The 19495-nt window shown below is 35.6% G+C and carries 20 protein-coding genes and 1 pseudogene; 9 read left to right on the top strand and 12 right to left on the bottom strand.

The genetic code is table 11. The features are described 5' to 3' along the window. The first annotated feature begins 124 nt into the window (after window positions 1-124). From hmpA to LF886_RS24095, 3 genes are read left to right on the top strand one after another with little or no spacing between them, the layout of a single operon-like run. Entirely contained in the window at window positions 125-1327 is a 1203-nt protein-coding gene (gene hmpA / locus LF886_RS06900; RefSeq protein ID WP_236853472.1) for an NO-inducible flavohemoprotein, read from the top strand. 6 nt (window positions 1328-1333) lie between these two features. After that, on the top strand, window positions 1334-1783 hold the full coding sequence (locus LF886_RS06895) for an Rrf2 family transcriptional regulator (protein ID WP_236853471.1): 450 nt from the start codon (window positions 1334-1336) through the stop codon (window positions 1781-1783). Next, entirely contained in the window at window positions 1764-1973 is a 210-nt protein-coding gene (locus tag LF886_RS24095; protein ID WP_410685502.1) for a DUF2798 domain-containing protein, read from the top strand. Before LF886_RS06895 ends, LF886_RS24095 begins: the two co-directional genes overlap by 20 nt. Before the next feature lie 360 nt (window positions 1974-2333). Here LF886_RS24095 and lptB read toward each other — a convergent pair. Next, a pseudogene (gene lptB / locus LF886_RS06890) lies at window positions 2334-3059 on the bottom strand (LPS export ABC transporter ATP-binding protein); the annotation flags it as partial. A 154-nt stretch (window positions 3060-3213) separates the two neighbouring features. Here lptB and LF886_RS06885 point away from each other — a divergent pair. Continuing rightward, window positions 3214-3507, top strand: coding sequence for a TM2 domain-containing protein (locus LF886_RS06885; RefSeq protein ID WP_109738431.1), 294 nt, complete (start codon window positions 3214-3216; stop codon window positions 3505-3507). 82 nt (window positions 3508-3589) lie between these two features. Here LF886_RS06885 and LF886_RS06880 read toward each other — a convergent pair whose 3' ends face one another. Both LF886_RS06880 and hemB read right to left on the bottom strand, forming a co-directional pair. Further along, a complete protein-coding gene (locus LF886_RS06880; RefSeq protein WP_236853467.1) occupies window positions 3590-3733 on the bottom strand; it encodes a bacteriocin-like protein in 144 nt (47 codons plus the stop codon). Between the two features lie 145 nt (window positions 3734-3878). Beyond that, entirely contained in the window at window positions 3879-4868 is a 990-nt protein-coding gene (hemB, locus tag LF886_RS06875) for a porphobilinogen synthase (protein WP_236853465.1), read from the bottom strand. A 118-nt stretch (window positions 4869-4986) separates the two neighbouring features. On the opposite strand from hemB, the gene LF886_RS06870 reads away from it, so the two are divergent. The 3 genes from LF886_RS06870 to LF886_RS06860 all read left to right on the top strand — a co-directional run bounded on the left by LF886_RS06870 (window position 4987) and on the right by LF886_RS06860 (window position 7671). Next, window positions 4987-5337, top strand: a complete 351-nt coding sequence (locus LF886_RS06870) for a T9SS type A sorting domain-containing protein (protein WP_103231678.1) — start codon at window positions 4987-4989, stop codon at window positions 5335-5337. A gap of 107 nt (window positions 5338-5444) precedes the next feature. After that, window positions 5445-6356, top strand: a complete 912-nt coding sequence (locus LF886_RS06865; protein WP_236853464.1) for an ABC transporter ATP-binding protein — start codon at window positions 5445-5447, stop codon at window positions 6354-6356. Window positions 6357-6360: 4 nt separating this feature from the next. Next, complete coding sequence (locus LF886_RS06860; RefSeq protein ID WP_236853462.1) at window positions 6361-7671, top strand: ABC transporter permease; 1311 nt, start codon at window positions 6361-6363, stop codon at window positions 7669-7671. Window positions 7672-7794: 123 nt separating this feature from the next. Here the strand turns inward: LF886_RS06860 and LF886_RS06855 are convergent, their stop codons facing one another. From LF886_RS06855 to LF886_RS06815, 9 genes are all read right to left on the bottom strand, one after another. Then, on the bottom strand, window positions 7795-8466 hold the full coding sequence (locus tag LF886_RS06855; protein WP_236853460.1) for a porin family protein: 672 nt from the start codon (window positions 8464-8466) through the stop codon (window positions 7795-7797). A 15-nt stretch (window positions 8467-8481) separates the two neighbouring features. Beyond that, complete coding sequence (gene sucD, locus LF886_RS06850; protein ID WP_077419253.1) at window positions 8482-9354, bottom strand: succinate--CoA ligase subunit alpha; 873 nt, start codon at window positions 9352-9354, stop codon at window positions 8482-8484. 110 nt (window positions 9355-9464) lie between these two features. Further along, complete coding sequence (locus tag LF886_RS06845) at window positions 9465-10346, bottom strand: LpxD N-terminal domain-containing protein (protein WP_236853458.1); 882 nt, start codon at window positions 10344-10346, stop codon at window positions 9465-9467. A gap of 68 nt (window positions 10347-10414) precedes the next feature. Further along, window positions 10415-10978 carry an elongation factor P gene (gene efp, locus LF886_RS06840; RefSeq protein ID WP_076352561.1) on the bottom strand — a complete coding sequence of 188 codons (564 nt, stop codon included), beginning with the start codon at window positions 10976-10978 and terminating at the stop codon, window positions 10415-10417. 15 nt (window positions 10979-10993) lie between these two features. Next, on the bottom strand, window positions 10994-11329 hold the full coding sequence (locus tag LF886_RS06835; protein ID WP_236853456.1) for a hypothetical protein: 336 nt from the start codon (window positions 11327-11329) through the stop codon (window positions 10994-10996). Window positions 11330-11358: 29 nt separating this feature from the next. Further along, window positions 11359-12153 carry an acyl-ACP--UDP-N-acetylglucosamine O-acyltransferase gene (gene lpxA / locus LF886_RS06830; RefSeq protein WP_103231671.1) on the bottom strand — a complete coding sequence of 265 codons (795 nt, stop codon included), beginning with the start codon at window positions 12151-12153 and terminating at the stop codon, window positions 11359-11361. Further along, entirely contained in the window at window positions 12154-13551 is a 1398-nt protein-coding gene (locus LF886_RS06825) for a bifunctional UDP-3-O-[3-hydroxymyristoyl] N-acetylglucosamine deacetylase/3-hydroxyacyl-ACP dehydratase (protein ID WP_103231670.1), read from the bottom strand. Further along, complete coding sequence (gene lpxD / locus LF886_RS06820) at window positions 13544-14575, bottom strand: UDP-3-O-(3-hydroxymyristoyl)glucosamine N-acyltransferase (protein WP_236853454.1); 1032 nt, start codon at window positions 14573-14575, stop codon at window positions 13544-13546. Before lpxD ends, LF886_RS06825 begins: the two co-directional genes overlap by 8 nt. A gap of 71 nt (window positions 14576-14646) precedes the next feature. After that, entirely contained in the window at window positions 14647-15873 is a 1227-nt protein-coding gene (locus tag LF886_RS06815; protein ID WP_124534337.1) for an HD domain-containing protein, read from the bottom strand. Between the two features lie 241 nt (window positions 15874-16114). Between LF886_RS06815 and LF886_RS06810 the strand changes: the two genes are divergently transcribed. Together LF886_RS06810 and LF886_RS06805 are read left to right on the top strand one after the other, a co-directional pair. Next, window positions 16115-17740 (top strand): S41 family peptidase, encoded by a 1626-nt coding sequence (locus tag LF886_RS06810; protein WP_236853452.1) that lies wholly within the window; start codon window positions 16115-16117, stop codon window positions 17738-17740. Window positions 17741-17886: 146 nt separating this feature from the next. Next, on the top strand, window positions 17887-19431 hold the full coding sequence (locus LF886_RS06805) for a bifunctional response regulator/alkaline phosphatase family protein (protein ID WP_103233780.1): 1545 nt from the start codon (window positions 17887-17889) through the stop codon (window positions 19429-19431). The last annotated feature ends 64 nt before the right edge of the window (window positions 19432-19495 follow it).

The raw sequence follows: 19495 nt of genomic DNA, 5'->3' as shown, positions 1-19495 counted from the left end.
ATACCTGCGCTTATTGTATGAGCTAATTTTTTGATGAAAACATTTGAATTCTAATTGTTATATTTAAAATACAACAATTAGAATTTTTTTTATACATTTTTACCATCATATAAAAAAAGACCAGATGAATACTAACCAAAAAGCACTTGTAAAAGCAACAGTTCCAGTTCTAAAAACTAATGGAACAGATTTAACAAAACATTTTTATACAAGAATGTTTACACATAATCCTGAACTGAAGAACATTTTTAATATGAGCCATCAAGCAAGTGGAAAACAGCAAAATGCCTTAGCCGGAGCTGTACTAGCCTATGCTGAGCAGATTGAAAATCCGGAAGTTCTTATCAATGTTTTAAAATCTATCGGAAATAAACATGTAAGCTTAAATATTAGTCCGGAACAATACGATATTGTAGGTCTCCATTTGATTTCCTCCATAAAGGAAGTTTTAGGAGAGGCAGCTAGTGATGAGCTTATAGAAGCATGGACACAAGCTTATAATGAATTAGCTCAGATTATGATCTCTATCGAACATGAACTCTATGAATCTACCCTGAAAAAAGAAGGAGGCTGGAAAGGCTGGAGAGCTTTTGTCATTGCAGATATTGTAGAGGAAAGCGATGAAATAAAGTCGTTCTATCTAAAACCCATGGATAATAAATCAATTGCAGATTACCTGCCGGGGCAATATATTTCGGTAAAAACATTTATTCCTGCATTAGGGTACGAGCAACCCAGACAATATAGCTTGTCTTCAGCTTTCAATCCTGAACATTATAGAATTTCGGTAAAAAAAGAAAAAAATAATCAAAGTTTGCCTGATGGGGTTGTTTCTAATGTATTACATCAAAAGGCAATAGGGGATGAGATATGGGTAACTGCTCCAGCCGGAGTTTTTCATGCCAATCCGGTATCTGAAGATCCACTGGTACTCATAAGCGGTGGTGTAGGTGCTACTCCACTATTGAGTATGCTGGAAACTCAAAAAAACACGCTGCAAAACAACACTGTCGTTTGGCTTCATAGCTGCAGAGATGAGAAAGTACATGCTTTTAAAGATCATGTGAACCATTTGAATACAAACAATCAATGGCTCACCACTCATATTTTTTATGAAACCGTTGACAACCATTCTGATCTTGTCAAAAAAGGGAGAATAGACTTACATGAAATCAAGGAGGAAATTCTTATTGATAATGCAAAGTATTATATTTGTGGCCCCGAAGCATTTATTAAAGCTCAATATAATTCTTTACTACAGCTAGGCATTGCCAAAGAAGATATTCTTTATGAAGAATTTGGGCCTCAACTGCTTCATCTAAATTAACAATCAATGAAACTGAACCACTTTACAGACTATAGTTTACGGGTCTTAATCTATTTAAATCAAAATGATAAAGCCTCTTCATCTTCTTTGGATGAATTGTCCGAAAGACTTGATATCCTTCGTAATCATCTTATTAAAGTGGTTCAATTTCTATCTCAAAAAGAGCTAGTCATAACAAAAAGAGGGAAAAATGGTGGAATTACCATTTCTGAGAAAGCGAATAAAACAGGATTAGGCGATCTTATACATCTATTGGAACAAGATGACACCCCAATCATCAATTGTTTTTCAAAGTCGTGTGTATTTGTCTCCTATGAATGCAAACTAAAATCATTTTTAGATACTGCTTATCAAGCTTTCATCGACAGTATGAATCAGCATCATTTATCTGACCTCGCTTTTAATAATTGGGAAATTATATTTGCCAATCAAAAGAATGCAGCAAACAATACTTAAGAGTCTGTTTATCACAGCAATCATTACTTTTACACTCACTTCATTACACAATAATGAAAAGATCTATGATGAATATTTTATTTATAACTGGCTGGAGTCCTGGTGCGTTGCACTGACTATAACTCTAGTTTTCAATATTCTCATTTTTCCTTATTGGAAAGCCATCAGAAAAAACAAAAACACACATTAAAGAATTTTTGCCGCACAGTTGTGCTTATCCTTCATACATATAAGTCGTAAGGTAATGCAGTTCTTTTCTGCCGGCTTCTTTAGATTCAGCTCCTGCCTGCTCCAGAGAATACTGGCTATTGATTTCTTTTTTCTGGAAAACAAATGAGTTGTTGGCATTCTTATCCACCACATCATTAAAGATATGCTCGATTTCAGAGTTAGCTAATGAAGCAAAACTAATATCCTCAAATCCATACATCAATCTGAGATCATCAAATTGTTTGAAATTTTCATCTACAAATCCCTGGAACTGAGATTTTGAATCAAAGTTACCTGCCCAGATATTGTAAGCGTATTTTTTCTTTTTAGGTTTGTCTAAAATACTCTGATAAACGAAGTTTTCGCCCAGATATGCTTCTCTTACCTGCGGATCGTTCGCAAGATCTTCCGGAAGTCCTTCTTTCAGAATTTTTCCTTCAAACATAATATAGGTTTTATTGGTAATCGCCAACGTTTGCTGTACGTTGTGGTCGGTAATCAGAATTCCGATGTTTTTGTCTACAAGACTTCTTACAATTTTCTGGATATCTTCAACGGCAATAGGGTCTACCCCTGCGAAAGGTTCATCCAAAAGAATAAAGTTCGGGCTTGTGGCAAGACATCGTGCAATTTCGGTTCTACGTCTTTCCCCACCGGAAAGTAGATCTCCTCTGTTTTTACGGACATGCTGTAGAGAGAATTCTTCGATCAGTTCATCACATTTGATTTGCTGTTGACGCTTTGAAAGCTTAGTCAGCTGCAATACTCCCATAATGTTTTCCTCTACGGAAAGTTTTCTGAAAACCGAAGCTTCCTGAGCCAGATATCCGATTCCCTTTTGGGCTCTTCGGTACATAGCATCGGTAGTAATCTCCTGTTTATCCAGGAAAATTTTTCCTGAAGTGGGCTTAACCAACCCTACGATCATATAAAACGATGTGGTTTTCCCTGCTCCGTTCGGACCTAGCAAACCAACAATTTCTCCCTGTTGAACCTGTACAGAAACGCCTTTTACAACTTTTTTAGGACCGTATTCCTTGATTAAGTTTTCTCCTCGTAAAATCATAGGGCAAATATATCAAAAATATAAACTTCACTTATATGTTAATATAAACTTGTTTACCTTAAATGTAAATTTGTTCAGATCCACATCATTGTAACTTTTCACAGCTTTACGCTACTTATCATAAAACATCGCAATCAATTACAAATACTAAGAAATGGAAAATTACGGTTATACAAAAACAGAAAACGCACAAAACCAGCAAAACAATGTCCCTTACCATTCGGAAAAGAAAATTCCTGCCGCATTGTTGGGAATTCTTGTGGGCTGGCTGGCTTTGAATAAGTTTTATCTGGGATATACGAAAGAGGGAATTATTCAATTGGTTCTGAATGTGGTTACTTTAGGAGCAGCCTCAATTATTCCTTTTATTGAAGGGATTTTATATCTCTTTATGAGTGATAAACAATTTGACGATACTTATGTGTATGGGAAAAAGGGTTGGTTATAACATTAATTATCTATACGCTTAATTAAAATAAAATAGGCTGTTCTTATTCGAACAGCCTATTATTTTTCTATCTTGAATACTATTAATCAGGACAAGCTAAGTGCTCCATAACGCATGGATACCAGATTTCTTTGCACCATGTTCCACAGTTTGGATTATCAATAATCACTTCACCTCCTTTAATTTCCTTCAATTGATTTCTTTGAATCTTCTTAAGATTTTTCATAAATAAGTTCTTTTTGATGTTTTAATGATTTCGTTTTTCGAAATTAGTTTTACTCAAAAATAACAGTTTTATGTATTCGAAAGTCTCAATTCCGGTTATTAACTTAACATTAACGTTCATGTCCGGATCAATGATTCTATAGCTATTATTTATTTAACAGGATAGCTGCTTCTTTTGCAAAATAAGTAAAGATCATGTCTGCTCCTGCTCTTTTGAAGCATGTTAAGCTTTCGATGATCGTTTTGTCATTATCCAGCCAGCCGTTCTGTGCCGCCGCTTTTACCATGGCATATTCTCCACTTACGTTGTATACCGCGATCGGAAGATCAATGGCTTCACGTACTTTGGAAACAATATCAAGATAAGGAAGTCCCGGTTTGATCATGATCACATCGGCGCCTTCTTCAATATCTTTGAACACTTCATTCAATGCTTCACGGGAGTTGTGAAAATCCATCTGATATGTTTTTTTATCTTTCGGAATTTCCATATCCTCTTTCGGAGCACTGTCTAAAGCACTTCTGAAAGGTCCATAGAAAGAACTTGCATATTTGGCAGCATAGCTTACGATTCCTACATCTGCAAATCCACTTTCTTCCAATGCTTCACGGATAACCATTACTCTGCCATCCATCATATCACTTGGTGCCACAAGATCTGCTCCTGCTTCTGCATGGGATACAGACATTCTTGCCAGGGCATCATTGGTAGCGTCATTGATAACTTTTCCGTTTTCAATGATTCCGTCATGCCCGTAGATTGAATAAGGATCTAAAGCTACATCCGGCATAACAATCATTCCGGGAACGGCATCTTTGATGGCCTTGATCGTGTTCTGCATCAATCCATTTTTGTTCCAGGCTTCTTTTCCTGTATTGTCTTTCAAGTGTTCTGACACTTTCATGTACAAATTGACAGCTTTTACTCCCAAAGAAAATAATTCCTTACATTCCTTCACTGTTAAATCTATACTCCGCCTAAAAATTCCCGGCATAGACGGGATCGCCTCCTGCTTGTTTTCGCCCTCCATTACGAAGATTGGCATCACAAAATCATCAGTTGTAAGCACATTTTCTCTTACCAAACTTCTGATAGATTCATTAACTCTAAGTCTTCTATTTCTTGAATGTATCATTTTGGAATACTTTTTGAATAAGTTTCTACAAATTTAATATAAGTTCTGCAAAAAACTATTGTATGAAATTATAGAATTTATTACATTTGTTATATATATCCGAGAAATTATAAATTTGATGAAAAAACTTTTACTTTTATTTCTATTTGTAGGCACTTTTGTTGGATTTTCCAACAATTTAAAAGCTCAGCTGAGAGAGCCGGGTTCCATCACCCAAAAGGCGGATGATGGAGTATTGCTTGCCTATCCAAATCCTGCAAAGGATTTCCTTATCATTAAGGCAAAAGATTCTTCTTTAAGAATCAAAAGTGTGACTTTTTATTCAATTTTGGGTATGCAGGTTGCTAATTATACAGTAAATATGAATTCCGGAGAGATTAATATTGAAAAATTGAAACCCGGAAAATATATGATCCGCTATATTTTAAGTGACAACACGCAGAAAGTTACTCAAATCGTAAAACAATAAATTAAAATCCTGATAATCATCAGGATTTTTTCTTTTACATTAATTCTGGTTTAATATTTCCGTAACTTTCGGGACTTTTTAATACTAATTGTAAAAAGAACATTTTAATGCTAAAAGCTGAACATATTAAAAAGACCTACAATGCCGGAAAAAAGGTCGCACTGGATGATTTTAGCATCCATGTTCCAAAAGGTAGTATTTATGGCCTTTTAGGACCTAACGGAGCCGGAAAAACTTCTTTTATCCGTATTATCAATCAAATTACTCAGGCCGACTCAGGGGATATCTTCATCAATGGGGAAAAACTGAATCCGAATCATATCAAAGATATCGGTTATATGCCTGAAGAAAGAGGATTGTACAAAAATATGAGCGTTGGGGATCAGATTCTTTATTTCGGGGAACTGAAAGGGATGAGTAAGAATGATGCGCTGAATGAAGCCAAAAAATGGTTTGAAAAGCTGAACATCGATCAATGGTGGAAGAAGAAGCTTTCTGAGCTTTCCAAAGGGATGGCACAAAAGATCCAGTTTGTGGTAACCGTTCTTCACAGACCCCATCTTTTAATTCTTGATGAACCTTTTTCAGGTTTCGACCCTGTAAATGCCAATTTAATCAAAGATCAGATCATTGATCTTAAAAATAACGGAACAACGATTATTCTTTCTACCCACAGAATGGAAAGTGTGGAGGAAATGTGTGATTATGTTGCTTTGATCAACAATTCTAAAAAAATTATTGACGGAAGGGTTTTTGATGTAAGAGAAAAATTCAAGAAAAATATTTTCGGAGTTACGCTTTCTGAAGTCAGCAACGATCAGTTTGAAAATTTCACAAACAAATATGAGATCTTCAATTTATCGAATGAGAACAATCTTGTTTCTTTTGATCTGAAAAATGAGGAAAGCCAGAATAGTGTCCTTCTCGACCTTGTACAGGTGGGTAAAGTGAGATCATTCGACGAAAAGATTCCTAGTATGAATGAAGTATTTATTAATGCTGTAAGCAACCATTCTTAATTTTATGAATAATATTTTTTTAATTACCAAGAGGGAATTTCTTACACAGGTTAAGAAAAAGTCTTTCATTGTATTGACCTTGCTGGCACCTGTCATGATTATTGCTTTTGGAGCGGTAGTAGGATTAATGTTTAAGGCGAATGAGTCACACAGTATTATAGAAGTGGTTGATAAAAGCGGATTGTTTACCAACCAGCTGAAATCTAATGACAAATTAAATTACGTTTTTGTTTCTGCTGCAGACGAAAAATCCAAGATCAATAATTTAAAGGGAAATGAATCTCTGGATGGTATTTTGATTCTGCCAGAACTGAAAAATCAGAACTTTGATGCGCTTGAAAAAGACACCAGGCTGGTGATCAACAGTAAAATAGGATTCGATACAAAACAGAAAATTGTTTCTGACATCAGTAATATTGTTAAAAAGGAAAAGATCAAACAGCTGGGTATCCAGGAAACTCAGTTAGATGACCTTGATAAAAGCTTCACTCTAAAGACAATTAATGTAACAGATAATAACAAAGAGGATTCTGATCTTGCTTTCGGAGTCAAATCTGGTCTGAGCATGGTCCTGATGTATGTTACCTTTATGTTTATTATTATTTATGGGGTAAGGGTAATGCGAAGTGTACTTGAGGAAAAGAATAACCGTGTTGTAGAGATCATCATTTCTTCTGTAAAACCTTTTGAGCTGATGATGGGTAAAATCCTAGGGGTAACAATGGTTGCACTGACGCAGTTTCTGATCTGGATCACCATGTCTGTGATTGGAGCATTGGTTCTGAATACCGGATTCTCACCTCTTCAGAAAAATATTCCTGGCGGAAATGAAGAGATTACAAGTAAACTGGATATGGGACAGCTTGTTACTCAAATTTCCCACAGTTTGCTGGAACTTAATTTCCCGCTGATTATTTTTGTGTTTATCGTTTTCTTCCTTTTAGGATATATCTTCTATAGTTCTATTTATGCAGCTATTGGTTCTGCTGTTGACAACGAAACAGAGACGCAGCAGTTTACCTTATTTGCTATTTTACCTTTGACATTGGGGATGTATGGAAGTTTCACTTTAATGAACAACCCGGACGGGCCATTAGGCTTTTGGTTATCCATCATTCCATTTACATCACCCGTTGCGATGATTGCAAGAATACCATTTGGAGTTCCTGCATGGCAGATTGCATTATCTATTGCATTGTTATTGGGAACCACTGTTTTCATGATCTTCCTGGCCGGAAAAATCTATCGTGTAGGTATTTTGATGTATGGAAATAAAGCGACGTTAAAAGAGCTTTGGAAATGGATTAGAGGCTAAGCAAAAAGATAAAAGTACAGTAAGCTCATTTGCTTTTCTACCTTAATCGGTTTTGCAATAAAAATATATAAACAAAAAAATCCCGGAAATTTACTTTCCGGGATTTTTTATATTTGAAATATTCTATTTGAATATATAGCTTAAAGTAAGTGCTATTACCTGCTCTGATTTTTTCTTATCACTACCTCCTTTTTCTTTTACAAGACCAGGGTAAGTGTCAGAAAGTCCTAAATCATATTTTAAAGCTACTTCAAGTTGTCTCTTATAGCTATATCCTACTCCTAGACCAAGTCCCCAGTTAAAGCTTTTCGCTTTACCGTTTACACCGGCTGGTTGTGAAGGATCGGTAACATCCGGATCATAGTAAGGTCTACCTATTGGGGCATTCTTAACATCCTGACTTACCAAAAAGTTAAATCTAGGTCCAATCATTCCAAAGAATTCCGATTCAGCTTCTGAAAAGTATCCTTTAAAATAAAGAGGCACACTCAGATAGTTGTTTGCATATACTGCATCATAACCATCTTTTCCTTTAGCGTCCTTATCTTTCCCGGTTTCTCCTGCACCATAGTACAGAACTTCGGGTTGTATAAAGAATTGATTTGCCCTCCCTACGGGGATCAAAGCCAAAGCTCCACCTTGAAAGGTATATCTTGGGCCAGAGGGATTGTGGGCATTTGCTACTCTTGAGTAGTTTAAACCTGCTGTAAGACCGAATCTTGTATTATTCCACTGCACTTGTGCAAAGGATAATGCGGAAAGAGTCAAAGCTGAGGCTAATAAAAGTTTTTTCATATGTTGTGATTTATGTTATCCTAGAATTTTCGCTACAGTAGCACCGATATCAGCTGGAGAATCTACTACATTGATACCGTTTTCTCTCATGATTTCCATTTTAGCCTGAGCTGTATCTTCATCACCACCTACGATAGCACCTGCGTGTCCCATTGTTCTTCCTTTAGGAGCTGTTTGTCCAGCGATGAACCCTACAACCGGCTTAGTAGATCCGCTTGCTTTGTACCATCTTGCAGCTTCAGCTTCAAGACCTCCACCGATTTCACCAATCATTACAACAGCTTCTGTTTCAGGGTCGTTGATGAATAATTCTAATGCTTCTCTTGTCGTTGTTCCAATGATTGGGTCACCACCGATACCGATAGCAGTAGAAATACCGTAACCTGCTCTTACTACCTGGTCAGCAGCTTCGTAAGTAAGGGTACCTGATTTTGAAACGATCCCTACTTTCCCTTTTTTGAAAACGAAACCTGGCATAATACCAATTTTAGCTTCTTCAGAAGTAATGATTCCAGGGCAGTTTGGTCCGATTAATCTGCAGTCTCTGTCTGCGATATAAGATTTTACTTTTACCATATCAGCTACAGGAATACCTTCAGTAATACATACAATTACTTTGATTCCTGCTTCAGCAGCTTCCATGATAGCGTCTGCTGCGAATGCCGGTGGTACAAAAATGATACTTACATTTGCTCCTGCTTTTTCAACAGCATCAGCCACAGTATTAAATACAGGTTTTCCTAAGTGCTCGCTACCTCCTTTTCCTGGAGTAACACCACCTACTACATTGGTTCCGTATTCAATCATTTGACCAGCGTGGAAAGTTCCTTCGTTCCCTGTAAATCCTTGTACAATTACTTTAGAATCTTTGTTTACTAAAATTGACATTTTATTGTTGTTTTAATTTATTTATTATTTTATTAATGCTCACAAATTTACTCAAATTTCTTTGATTTTGGATAAAACCTTTGGAATTGTTTATTTGAGATTTCTCAGTTTTACTTCTTTTTTAGATAAGTCTTGAAATCTTCTGCAAACATCCCAATATAGGTTCCTTTTTCAAGATCTCTGTTCACTCCTGTTTTTCCCAAAATCACAGATCCTGCTTCTATTTTGTTCCCGGAAGCGATTCCTACCTGTCCCCATAATGTCACCTCATCTCCAATGATACAGCATCCTGCGATTCCTACCTGAGAAGCAATAAGGCATTTTTTTCCGATAACAGTATCATGTCCGATCTGAATCTGGTTGTCCAAAACAGAGCCTTCTCCAATGATCGTAGAGTCTGTAACTCCTCTATCAATGGTACAGCCATTTCCGATTTCTACATTGTTTTCAATGATCACATTTCCTACAGAAATCAGACGGTCAAAGTTTCCATTTAATTTTCTGTAATAAAAAGCATCACCTCCTAAAACAGTGTTGGACTGGATAACAACATTATCGCCGATTTCGGTACGATCTCCGATCACAACATTTGGGAAAATAAGGGTGTTTTTTCCGATTTTCACATTGTTTCCTATCACTGCAGAATGGTGAATCTTTGTTCCCTCTCCTATTTCAACATCATGAAGTTCTTCTGTGAAATTATATATTCTGGTAAAATGAGTATTGATTTTATTAAAGTCTCTGAATGGATCATCAGACACTAAAAGTGCTTTGCCTTCCGGGCATTCTACTTCTTTATCAATTAAAATAATAGTGGCTGCAGAGTTTAATGCTTTGTCGTAATATTTGGGATGGTTCACAAAAACAATATCACCTGGTTTTACCATGTGAATTTCATTGGTCCCTAGTATTTCAAAGTCTTCTGGGCCCACAAATTTTGAGCCTATTAAATCTGCAATCGTTTTAAGCTTTTGCGGAGAATGGAATCTCATAACAATAGATTTTTATAAAACAAAATTCGGACTGCTGATGCAAACCGAATTTATGTAAATTGTATTTATTATTTCACTCTTTCTAAGTAGCTGCCGTCTTCAGTGCTTACTTTAATTTTGTCTCCCGGTTCAATGAATAAAGGAACCATTACTCTTGCTCCTGTTTCAACGATAGCGTTTTTAAGAGCATTTGTTGCAGTATTTCCTTTTACTCCCGGATCAGCTTCAATTACATCCAGATATACTGACTGTGGAAGTTCAGCAGAAAGTGGAGTTTCATCAGCTTCTTTCAAAATGATTGTCACCTCTTCACCTGCTTTCATCAAGTTTGAGTTTTCAATCATTTCTTTATTTAAATATAACTGAGAAAAATCATCGTTATTCATGAAGTGGAAACCGTTCTCATCATCGTAAAGATACTGGAACTTTCTTGTGATTACTTTCACTTCATCAATTTTATGTCCTGCAGAAAAAGTATTATCAAGAACTTTTCCATTGGTTACTGATTTCAGTTTTGTTCTTACGAAAGCAGGACCTTTTCCTGGTTTTACGTGAAGAAACTCAATTACTTTAAAAATGTCATTGCTATATTCAATGCAAAGACCTTTTCTGATATCGTTACTTGTTGCCATTAATTTTGTAAATATTTATTTTCTTTTATTCAACTGTATGCCTTGCCCTTGAGGTGTCAACCTGTTAAATGTATTGTTATTGAACGTATTCACATTATTATTTAATCTGTTTACATTCATCTGAAGGTCAGTTTTATACTGATCGGTTGTTCCTAAAATTGAACTTCCTGTATTTTTCTGTTTCCAAATACTATTTAAGTTATTTTTTGCAATACTATCATTAGATACTTCGGAAAGTTTTCTTTCTATAGTAAAAGGTTTTTCCTTTTTTTCGGTTTCAGGCTTTTCTGTTTGCTGTCCAAACACAATAGCAGATAACGAAAGGGCAATTGTTAAAATTATTTTTTTCATAAATGTGTTTGTGTTTGTGTTTTTATTGTTTAATTGCTCTCTTTGCTTGTTCCGTATCCTTTTACAATACCTCTTGGTGAGTTTTGAATAAATTGTAAGATCTCATCTCTTTCGGCTGTTGGAAGCATTTCTTTTTCAATGTGGGAAATAGCCTGAGAAACGTTCATTTTCATTTGGAAGATCGCTCTGTAGATTTTCTGGATTTCAAAAATTTTCTCATTGGTAAATCCTCTTCTTCGTAAACCAACAGAATTGATTCCTGCATAAGACATGGGCTCTCTTGCTACCTTTACGTAAGGTGGAATATCTTTTCTTACCAAAGTACCTCCGGAAATCATTACATGTTTCCCGATTTTACCAAATTGGTGTACAGCAGATAATCCTCCCATTACAGTGTAGTCTCCAATCTCGACATGTCCTGCAATACCACAACCGTTTACAATGATAACGTGATCTCCTATTACACAATCATGTGCAATGTGTGTAGTAGCCATAATAAGACAGTTGGCACCTATTTTAGTATATCCTAAAGCTTTTGTGCCTCTGTTTACGGTAACACATTCCCTGATTGTAGTTTCGTCACCGATAATTACCTGGGTATCTTCACCATCAAATTTCAGATCCTGAGGAATTGCAGAGATTACAGTCCCAGGGAAAATTCTACAATTTTTCCCTATCCTTGCACCATCCATGATGGTAACATTAGGACCAATCCATGTTCCTTCTCCGATTTCCACGTCTCCGGCAATTGTAGTAAACGGTTCTACAATTACATTTTTGCTGATTTTCGCACGTTTATCTACGGCTGCTAATTGATGAATCATTTAATCAACTTTATTTTTTGCAACTTGAGCCATAAGCTCTGCTTCTACTGCCACTGCATCTCCTACATATCCATACCCCTGCATATGAACAATCCCTCTTCTGATAGGCTCGATCAATTCGATTTTGAATATAAGCGTATCTCCAGGAATTACTTTTCTTTTGAATTTCACCTTATCAATTTTGATGAAATACGTAGAATAGTTTTCTGGATCTGGAACGCTTGCCAGTACCAAGATACCTCCTGTCTGTGCTAATGCTTCTACCTGAAGAACTCCAGGCATAACAGGTTCTTTAGGGAAGTGTCCAACGAAGAATGGCTCATTCATTGTCACATTTTTCAGTCCCACTACGTGAGAGTCTGAAAGTTCAAGAATCTTATCGATTAATAAGAACGGAGGTCTGTGAGGCATAAGCTTCATAATTCCGTTGATATCGAATACGGGTTCTTTTGTCAGATCAAAATCTGGAACGTTTTTCTTTTTCTGCAATTTCCACTGACGATTTAATTTTTTCGCAAACTGAGTATTCACATAGTGTCCCGGTTTGTTGGCAATAACCTTACCTTTTATTTTCACTCCTGCCAAAGCAAGATCACCGATTACATCCAGTAATTTGTGTCTTGCAGCTTCGTTAGGATAATTTAAATTAAGATTGTCAAGAATACCGTTTGGTCTGATCGATACATTGTCTTTTCCAAAGGCTTTCTTTAATTTTTCTGTAGTTTCAGGAGTAAGATCTTTATCTACATATACAATGGCATTGGAAATATCTCCACCTTTGATCAAACCGTGATCTAAAAGCATTTCCAATTCATGCAGGAAGCTAAAAGTTCTTGCTGATGAGATTTCGTCTTTAAATTCTGAAATATTTTTAAGAGTAGCATTCTGAGTACCTAATACTTTAGTCCCAAAATCTACCATTGTTGTTACTTCGTAAGTATCTGAAGGAATGATTGTGATTTCCGAACCAGTAGCCGGATCACTGTATGTAAGAACTTCTTTTACAACAAGATATTCTCTTGCTACGCTCTGTTCTGCAACCCCAACACTTTCTATCGCTTCAACAAAGTATTTTGAAGATCCATCCAAAATTGGTGGCTCAGAGGCATCCATTTCTAAAACTGCGTTATCAATATCACAACCCACAAGGGCTGCTAATAGGTGTTCGCATGTAGTAATCTTTACCCCTAATTTTTCTAATGTAGTTCCTCTTTCTGTTGCTACAACATAATTTACATCTGCTTCTACCTGAGGATGTCCCTCCAAGTCTGTTCTTACAAATACAAAACCTGTATTTTCTTTTGCAGGTTTAATGGTCAATTTTACTTCTTTACCAGTATGAAGGCCAATTCCAGAAAGAGTTACCTCTTGCTGAAGTGTTTTTTGCATATCACTCATTAGTATTATCTTTTGAGTTATTCTCAAGATTATTTATTCTGTTTACTATTCTAGGTAAATTCCTGAAATGAACATAGCTTCTCAAATAGTCATTGTAACTGATTGCAGGTGAACCATACAATGTTTCTTTATCATTAACGCTTGAATTCACACCACTCTGGGCCTGAATTTTCACTTGACTTCCTATTTTGATATGTCCGACAATTCCTACCTGACCTCCGATCTGGTTCCAATCCCCTATTATGGTAGAACCTGCAATTCCTGCCTGTGCAGCAATAACATTGTTCTGACCAATTTTCACATTGTGAGCAATCTGGATCAGGTTATCAATTTTGGTTCCTTTTCCTATAACAGTTGAACCTATTGTTGCTCTGTCTATACTACAGTTTGAGCCGATTTCTACATCATCTTCAATAATTACATTTCCAAGCTGCGGTATTTTCTTGAAACCTTCGGCTGTTGGCTGAAAACCAAAACCGTCACCTCCAATTACCGTATTAGAATGAATCACACAATTGTCTCCAATGATACAGTAGTCGTAAATTCTGGCACCACTGTCTATCTTACAGTTTTTACCAATTTTCACTCCTTTTCCTATATATACATGTGGATAGATCTGTGAACCCTCCCCGATTTTGGCTTTCTCAGAAACATAAGTAAATGCTCCGATATAGGCTTTATCTCCTATCACAGCTGTATCGTGAATGGATGAACCATCTTCAATACCTTCTTTTCTTCCCTGCATTTCCTGATATAAATTCATCAGAACCTGAAAAGAAAGATAAGCATCTTTTACTATGATTAAGGTAGAGTTGTAATTATTTTTTTCCAGAAGTTTTTCCGAAATGATGATAACAGAGCATTTTGAGGTATCCAAAAAATGAGAAAATCTATCTTGTGCTATAAAAGAAAGATGTCCTGATTCCCCATTTTCAATTGGTGAAACCCCTGTAATAAGTGCATTCTCGTCACCTATTATTTTTCCGTCAATAAAACTTGCAATTTGCGAAGCTGTAAATTCCATATTCTGCAAAGATAAGAAATTCTATAATTTGCAAACATTTTTTGGTTTCAGATCGTAAATTTTAATATTATTTAAGAGTCTAGCCATGACATATCTCTTGGAAACATAAGGATATAGCGGGTTGTTTTATTTATCATCAACCCCGATAAAAGCTGATCTTCTGACTCATGAAGCCTTGTTCTCTTACCATTTTTATGAAGTAAATAGATTGGCTGCTTTTCTGCGTGATAGGGCAATAATTTTCTTTTTATTTCATGAACCAGTTCATTCCCATTATCAATTTTGAAAAATTCATTGATATTTTTTATTTTTTCATCAATCACTTCCTTGCTAAATGGATGTGATGAAATAATTGTTTTAGGTAAGTTTCTCTGAATGACACATTGACACCAGTAAGACAAAATAAAATCATCCGAGTTTTGCCATTCTTTCATCGCCTGAATCACATCATTATCATCAAGTTTGGTAAATCTTTCTATATCTTCATCCGTTGCAGCGCTCTTTCCGCGGTACAAAAAGTATTTTAAATTCTCCGTTGCAGGAAGCTCAATCCCTGTAGAAATCAGATATTTTGCTCTTTCCAGAATTTTAACCAAAAGAAATTCTGCTAACGCTGAAGTTTTATGATAATAGACCTGCCAGTACATAAACATTCTGGCTGTCAGAAAATTTTCAATTGAATAAATTCCTTTTGCATCAATCACCAGCTCACCTTCTTCACACACATTCATCATGGAAATAATTCTCTGTGTATTAATATTTCCCTCTGATACTCCGGTAAAAAAACTGTCTCTTTTCAGATAATCCAAACGGTCTACATCCAGCTGGGAAGAAATCAGTTGATTGAAAAATTTTCTATGATATTTTCCCTGAAACATCTCAATTGCCATAGACAATTGCCCGCCAAACTCCTCATTCAGCTTATTCATTAACAATAAAGAAAGATTTTCATGGTGCCAGTCATCCATCAGCATACTTTCCAGCGCATGGGAAAACGGACCATGACCAATATCATGCATCAGAATAGCCAACATCGCTCCTTTCTCCTCTTCCTCAGAAATCTTCACTCCTTTCTGTTTCAACGTTTCCAAAGCTGTAAACATCAGATGCATTGCTCCCAGAGCATGATGAAATCTTGTATGGGTAGCACCTGGAAATATCAGATTCAAAAGCCCGGTCTGTCCGATTCTTCTTAACCTTTGAAAGTAAGGATGCTCAATGATGTCAAATAAAATTTCGTGTGGAATTTTGATAAATCCATGAACAGGATCGTTGATAATTTTTAGCTTATTCTGCATTGAGACGTCAATATTAGTAAACAAAGTTAGGCATTTTAAAATTTAGGCTTTTATTAAATTACCATTAAAATATGGGGATTAAACTCTGATAACACTAATATTTTCCACCAATAATACCCTCATATCAACGGGATAAAAATCTCTATGGCTCACTTTTATATTTAGTTTAGTATTTTCTTGAAAACCTTTTGCATCTGTTGTATTAAAGGATTATCTTTGAGAGAAAACACGCCCACTCTTAATGAGAAACTCCTCTCTTTTTCTTTTATTATTTTTAAGTTTAAATTTTTCCGCACAAATTGTATCCGAGAGACAAAAACTGGAATCCCTCTGCAGAGTTTGGGGATTTCTTAAATATTACCATCCTTATGTAGCAAAAGGAAGCCTGAATTGGGACGAACAGCTTTTCCAGAAAATTAATGAACTTGAATATATTAATGATAAGAAGTCTTTAAATAATCTTTATACCGACTGGATCAAAAGTCTTGGAGAAGTTCCACCATGTAAAGAGTGCTCAATAAAAGATAGTAAAGTGTATTTTCTTAAAAATTTTGATGTGAGCTGGATGGATAATTCTCTTGTTTTCTCCAAAGAACTCTCTCAGAAACTTCATGATATTGAAAATAACCGGAATCTTGGAGATAATCATTATTTCGGGAAATGGGGGAGAAAAATATATTTCAGAAATGAGAAGTCATATGGTTCAAGATTCACTTCCAAGACAATTAATCTATTAGAATTATTCAGGTACTGGAATTATATAGAGTACTTTTTTCCTTATAAATATGAAACCGATCAAAACTGGAATGACGTTCTTACAGAAATGATCCCTAAGTTTCTTGGGGTAGACAATACCGAAAATTATCATTTAATATTAGCTGAACTGGTCACCAAAACAGATGATTCGCATGCCTATCTTTCTTCAAAAGAAATTCAGAATAATTTATACGGAAGCCGAAAAGTGCCTGTAGACTTTTCCTACGCTGAAGGAAAACTAGTGGTTACAAAAATCAATGCCACAAGACCCAGAAATAAAAATCCTTTGCAAGCAGGAGATGTGATTTATGATATTGAAGGTAAAACGATTCCGCAAATGATCAACAGCTTGGGAAAATATATTCCGGCGTCCAATTCCTGGGGAAAGGTTAATAAAATAAAGGATAAGCTTCTTTTCAGCAACAGCGATTCTATTTCTGTAAAGATTGAAAGAGAGGGACAAAATCTGGAAATTAAAACCAAAACGTATTTTCTCAAAGACATTATTCACGAGAAAAATAAAGCACCCAAAAAATGGAAATTCATTGACGAGGAAGAGACAATCGGGTATGTCGACATGGGAATTATAGAAAAGGAAGATCTGGATGAAATGTACGGCAATTTAAAATCTGCAACATCCATTATCTTTGATCTTAGAAATTATCCCAAACAAACCATTATCCCTTTAAGTTATCTGATGCTTCCGGAGCCTTCCGTTTATTATCAGTTCACTTTTCCTGACGCTGGCTATCCTGGCAAATTTTACAGCAGAAAAAATGTTACGGGCAGAAAGAATCCTGAATACTATAAAGGAAATGTAATCGTTCTAGTAGATGAGAGTACCCAGAGCCAGGCAGAGACCACAACAATGATGTTGAAACAACATCCGAAAGCTAAAATCATTGGCAGTAATACTTCGGGTGCCAACGGGGATGTCATCATGTTTACATTAGCAGATCTTGACACCCGATTTACAGGTCTTGGTGCTTATTATCCTGATGGCAGAGAAACGCAAAGAATAGGCATTATTCCTGATATTCTTGTAAAACCTAGTGTGGAAGGGCTTAAAAATAAAAAGATGAAGTTCTGGAAAGAGCTTTGGAGTATATAAAAAGTACCGATTAAATAAAGCTAAATAGTGAAATATCTAAACGGATTTTCATTTAACTATTATTTAACTTTTAATCTCTCGATTTTGTGAGATTTTAAAAGGAATTGGTCAACATTTTGATAGAATAACCATGTAAAAAATAAATTATGTCAGAAAAGATATTATGGATCGATGATGAAATAGATTTACTTAAACCTCATATCGTATTTTTAGAAAAAAAGGGTTACCAGGTAACTCCTGTAAATAATGTGAATGAGGCTTTGGAACTTATGGATTCAGAGAAATTTGCTTTAACGTTAATTGATGAAAATATGCCCGGTATTTCCGGACTGGAAGCCATTCCTATGATTAAGGAAAAAGATAACTCCTTAAAGATTGTAATGGTTACCAAAAGTGAAGAGGAACACATTATGGAAGAGGCTATCGGTTCGCAGATTGCCGATTATATATTAAAACCTGTAAATCCTAACCAGATTTTACTTTCATTAAAGAAAAATCTTCAGGAGGATAATCTGGTTGAACAAAAAACGATTTTACAGTACCAGCAGGAATTCAGAAACCTTTCTATGGAACTTTCTTATCTGAGAACGTATCAGGAATGGGCAGAATATTATAAAAAAATCCTTAGCTGGGAGATCAAATTTGATAAGGTAGCAGATAATGAGTTTGCAGATCTTCTGCAGTCTCAAAAAGAGGAAGCTAATATTCAGTTTTCTAAGTTTATTGAGAAAAATTACGCAGACTGGCTTATTGATTCCGACAAGCCTCTGATGAGCCATACCCTTTTCAAGGAAAAAGTAAAACCGGAAGTTGAAAAAGAAAAGGTTCTTTTGCTGATGGTAGACAATCTTCGTTATGACCAGTGGAAAGTTATTGAGCCTTTGTTTACAAAATACTACAATAAAATATCGGAAGACTATTACTACAGCATCCTTCCTACGGCTACACAATATGCAAGAAACTCTTTCTTTGCGGGATTAATGCCGTCTGAGATTGAAAAACGTTTCCCTGACAAATGGTTTAATGATAATGAAGAAGGAAACAAAAATGAATTCGAGCGTGATTTTCTAGAAGATCAGATGAAGAGAATAGGTTTGGGATCAAAATCGATGAAGTATCTTAAAGTACTGAATGCTGATTTTGAAAGAAAGATCTATGATGATTTCAATCAGCATAAAAACAATGATCTTTTGGTGATCGTCTATAACTTTATCGATATTCTTTCACACGCGAAAACAGACAACCATATCGTAGATCAGCTGATCCGTGATGATAAAACATTCCGTTCTCTTACCTTCAACTGGTTTGAAAACTCTTCACTTTTGAAGATCATCAAAACAGCGGCAGAAAATGGATACAAACTGGTGATCACTACAGACCACGGAACCATCTATGTGAAAAAGCCAAGTAAAGTGGTGGGTGACAGAGAAACATCTACTAATATCAGATATAAAACAGGTAAAAGTTTGACGTATGATGACAGTGATGTATGGGCAATTACCAATCCTGAGAAACTTTTCCTTCCAAAAGGAAACTTAAGCTCAAAATATATTTTTGCTAAGAACAATATATTCCTGGCTTATCCTAAGAATTACAATCACTTTGTTAATTACTATAAAGAAACTTACCAACATGGTGGAATTTCACTTGAAGAGTGTATCATTCCTATCAGTATTTTAGAACCCAAGTAGTTTTTTTCATAGTTTATTTAATTTTGGGTTTAAAGCGGAAAAAATCATTCGATTTTTTCCGCTT

Source organism: Chryseobacterium sp. MEBOG07 (genome assembly GCF_021869745.1).
Taxonomy (GTDB): domain Bacteria; phylum Bacteroidota; class Bacteroidia; order Flavobacteriales; family Weeksellaceae; genus Chryseobacterium; species Chryseobacterium viscerum.
This window is presented reverse-complemented; position numbering and strand designations above follow the sequence as displayed.

Coding starts and splice junctions, on each gene's coding strand:
- hmpA (WP_236853472.1), top strand. CDS start 125: ATGAATACTAACCAAAAAGCACTTGTAAAAGCAACAGTTCCAGTTCTA.
- LF886_RS06895 (WP_236853471.1), top strand. CDS start 1,334: ATGAAACTGAACCACTTTACAGACTATAGTTTACGGGTCTTAATCTAT.
- LF886_RS24095 (WP_410685502.1), top strand. CDS start 1,764: ATGCAGCAAACAATACTTAAGAGTCTGTTTATCACAGCAATCATTACT.
- LF886_RS06885 (WP_109738431.1), top strand. CDS start 3,214: ATGGAAAATTACGGTTATACAAAAACAGAAAACGCACAAAACCAGCAA.
- LF886_RS06880 (WP_236853467.1), bottom strand. CDS start 3,733: ATGAAAAATCTTAAGAAGATTCAAAGAAATCAATTGAAGGAAATTAAA.
- hemB (WP_236853465.1), bottom strand. CDS start 4,868: ATGATACATTCAAGAAATAGAAGACTTAGAGTTAATGAATCTATCAGA.
- LF886_RS06870 (WP_103231678.1), top strand. CDS start 4,987: ATGAAAAAACTTTTACTTTTATTTCTATTTGTAGGCACTTTTGTTGGA.
- LF886_RS06865 (WP_236853464.1), top strand. CDS start 5,445: ATGCTAAAAGCTGAACATATTAAAAAGACCTACAATGCCGGAAAAAAG.
- LF886_RS06860 (WP_236853462.1), top strand. CDS start 6,361: ATGAATAATATTTTTTTAATTACCAAGAGGGAATTTCTTACACAGGTT.
- LF886_RS06855 (WP_236853460.1), bottom strand. CDS start 8,466: ATGAAAAAACTTTTATTAGCCTCAGCTTTGACTCTTTCCGCATTATCC.
- sucD (WP_077419253.1), bottom strand. CDS start 9,354: ATGTCAATTTTAGTAAACAAAGATTCTAAAGTAATTGTACAAGGATTT.
- LF886_RS06845 (WP_236853458.1), bottom strand. CDS start 10,346: ATGAGATTCCATTCTCCGCAAAAGCTTAAAACGATTGCAGATTTAATA.
- efp (WP_076352561.1), bottom strand. CDS start 10,978: ATGGCAACAAGTAACGATATCAGAAAAGGTCTTTGCATTGAATATAGC.
- LF886_RS06835 (WP_236853456.1), bottom strand. CDS start 11,329: ATGAAAAAAATAATTTTAACAATTGCCCTTTCGTTATCTGCTATTGTG.
- lpxA (WP_103231671.1), bottom strand. CDS start 12,153: ATGATTCATCAATTAGCAGCCGTAGATAAACGTGCGAAAATCAGCAAA.
- LF886_RS06825 (WP_103231670.1), bottom strand. CDS start 13,551: ATGAGTGATATGCAAAAAACACTTCAGCAAGAGGTAACTCTTTCTGGA.
- lpxD (WP_236853454.1), bottom strand. CDS start 14,575: ATGGAATTTACAGCTTCGCAAATTGCAAGTTTTATTGACGGAAAAATA.
- LF886_RS06815 (WP_124534337.1), bottom strand. CDS start 15,873: ATGCAGAATAAGCTAAAAATTATCAACGATCCTGTTCATGGATTTATC.
- LF886_RS06810 (WP_236853452.1), top strand. CDS start 16,115: ATGAGAAACTCCTCTCTTTTTCTTTTATTATTTTTAAGTTTAAATTTT.
- LF886_RS06805 (WP_103233780.1), top strand. CDS start 17,887: ATGTCAGAAAAGATATTATGGATCGATGATGAAATAGATTTACTTAAA.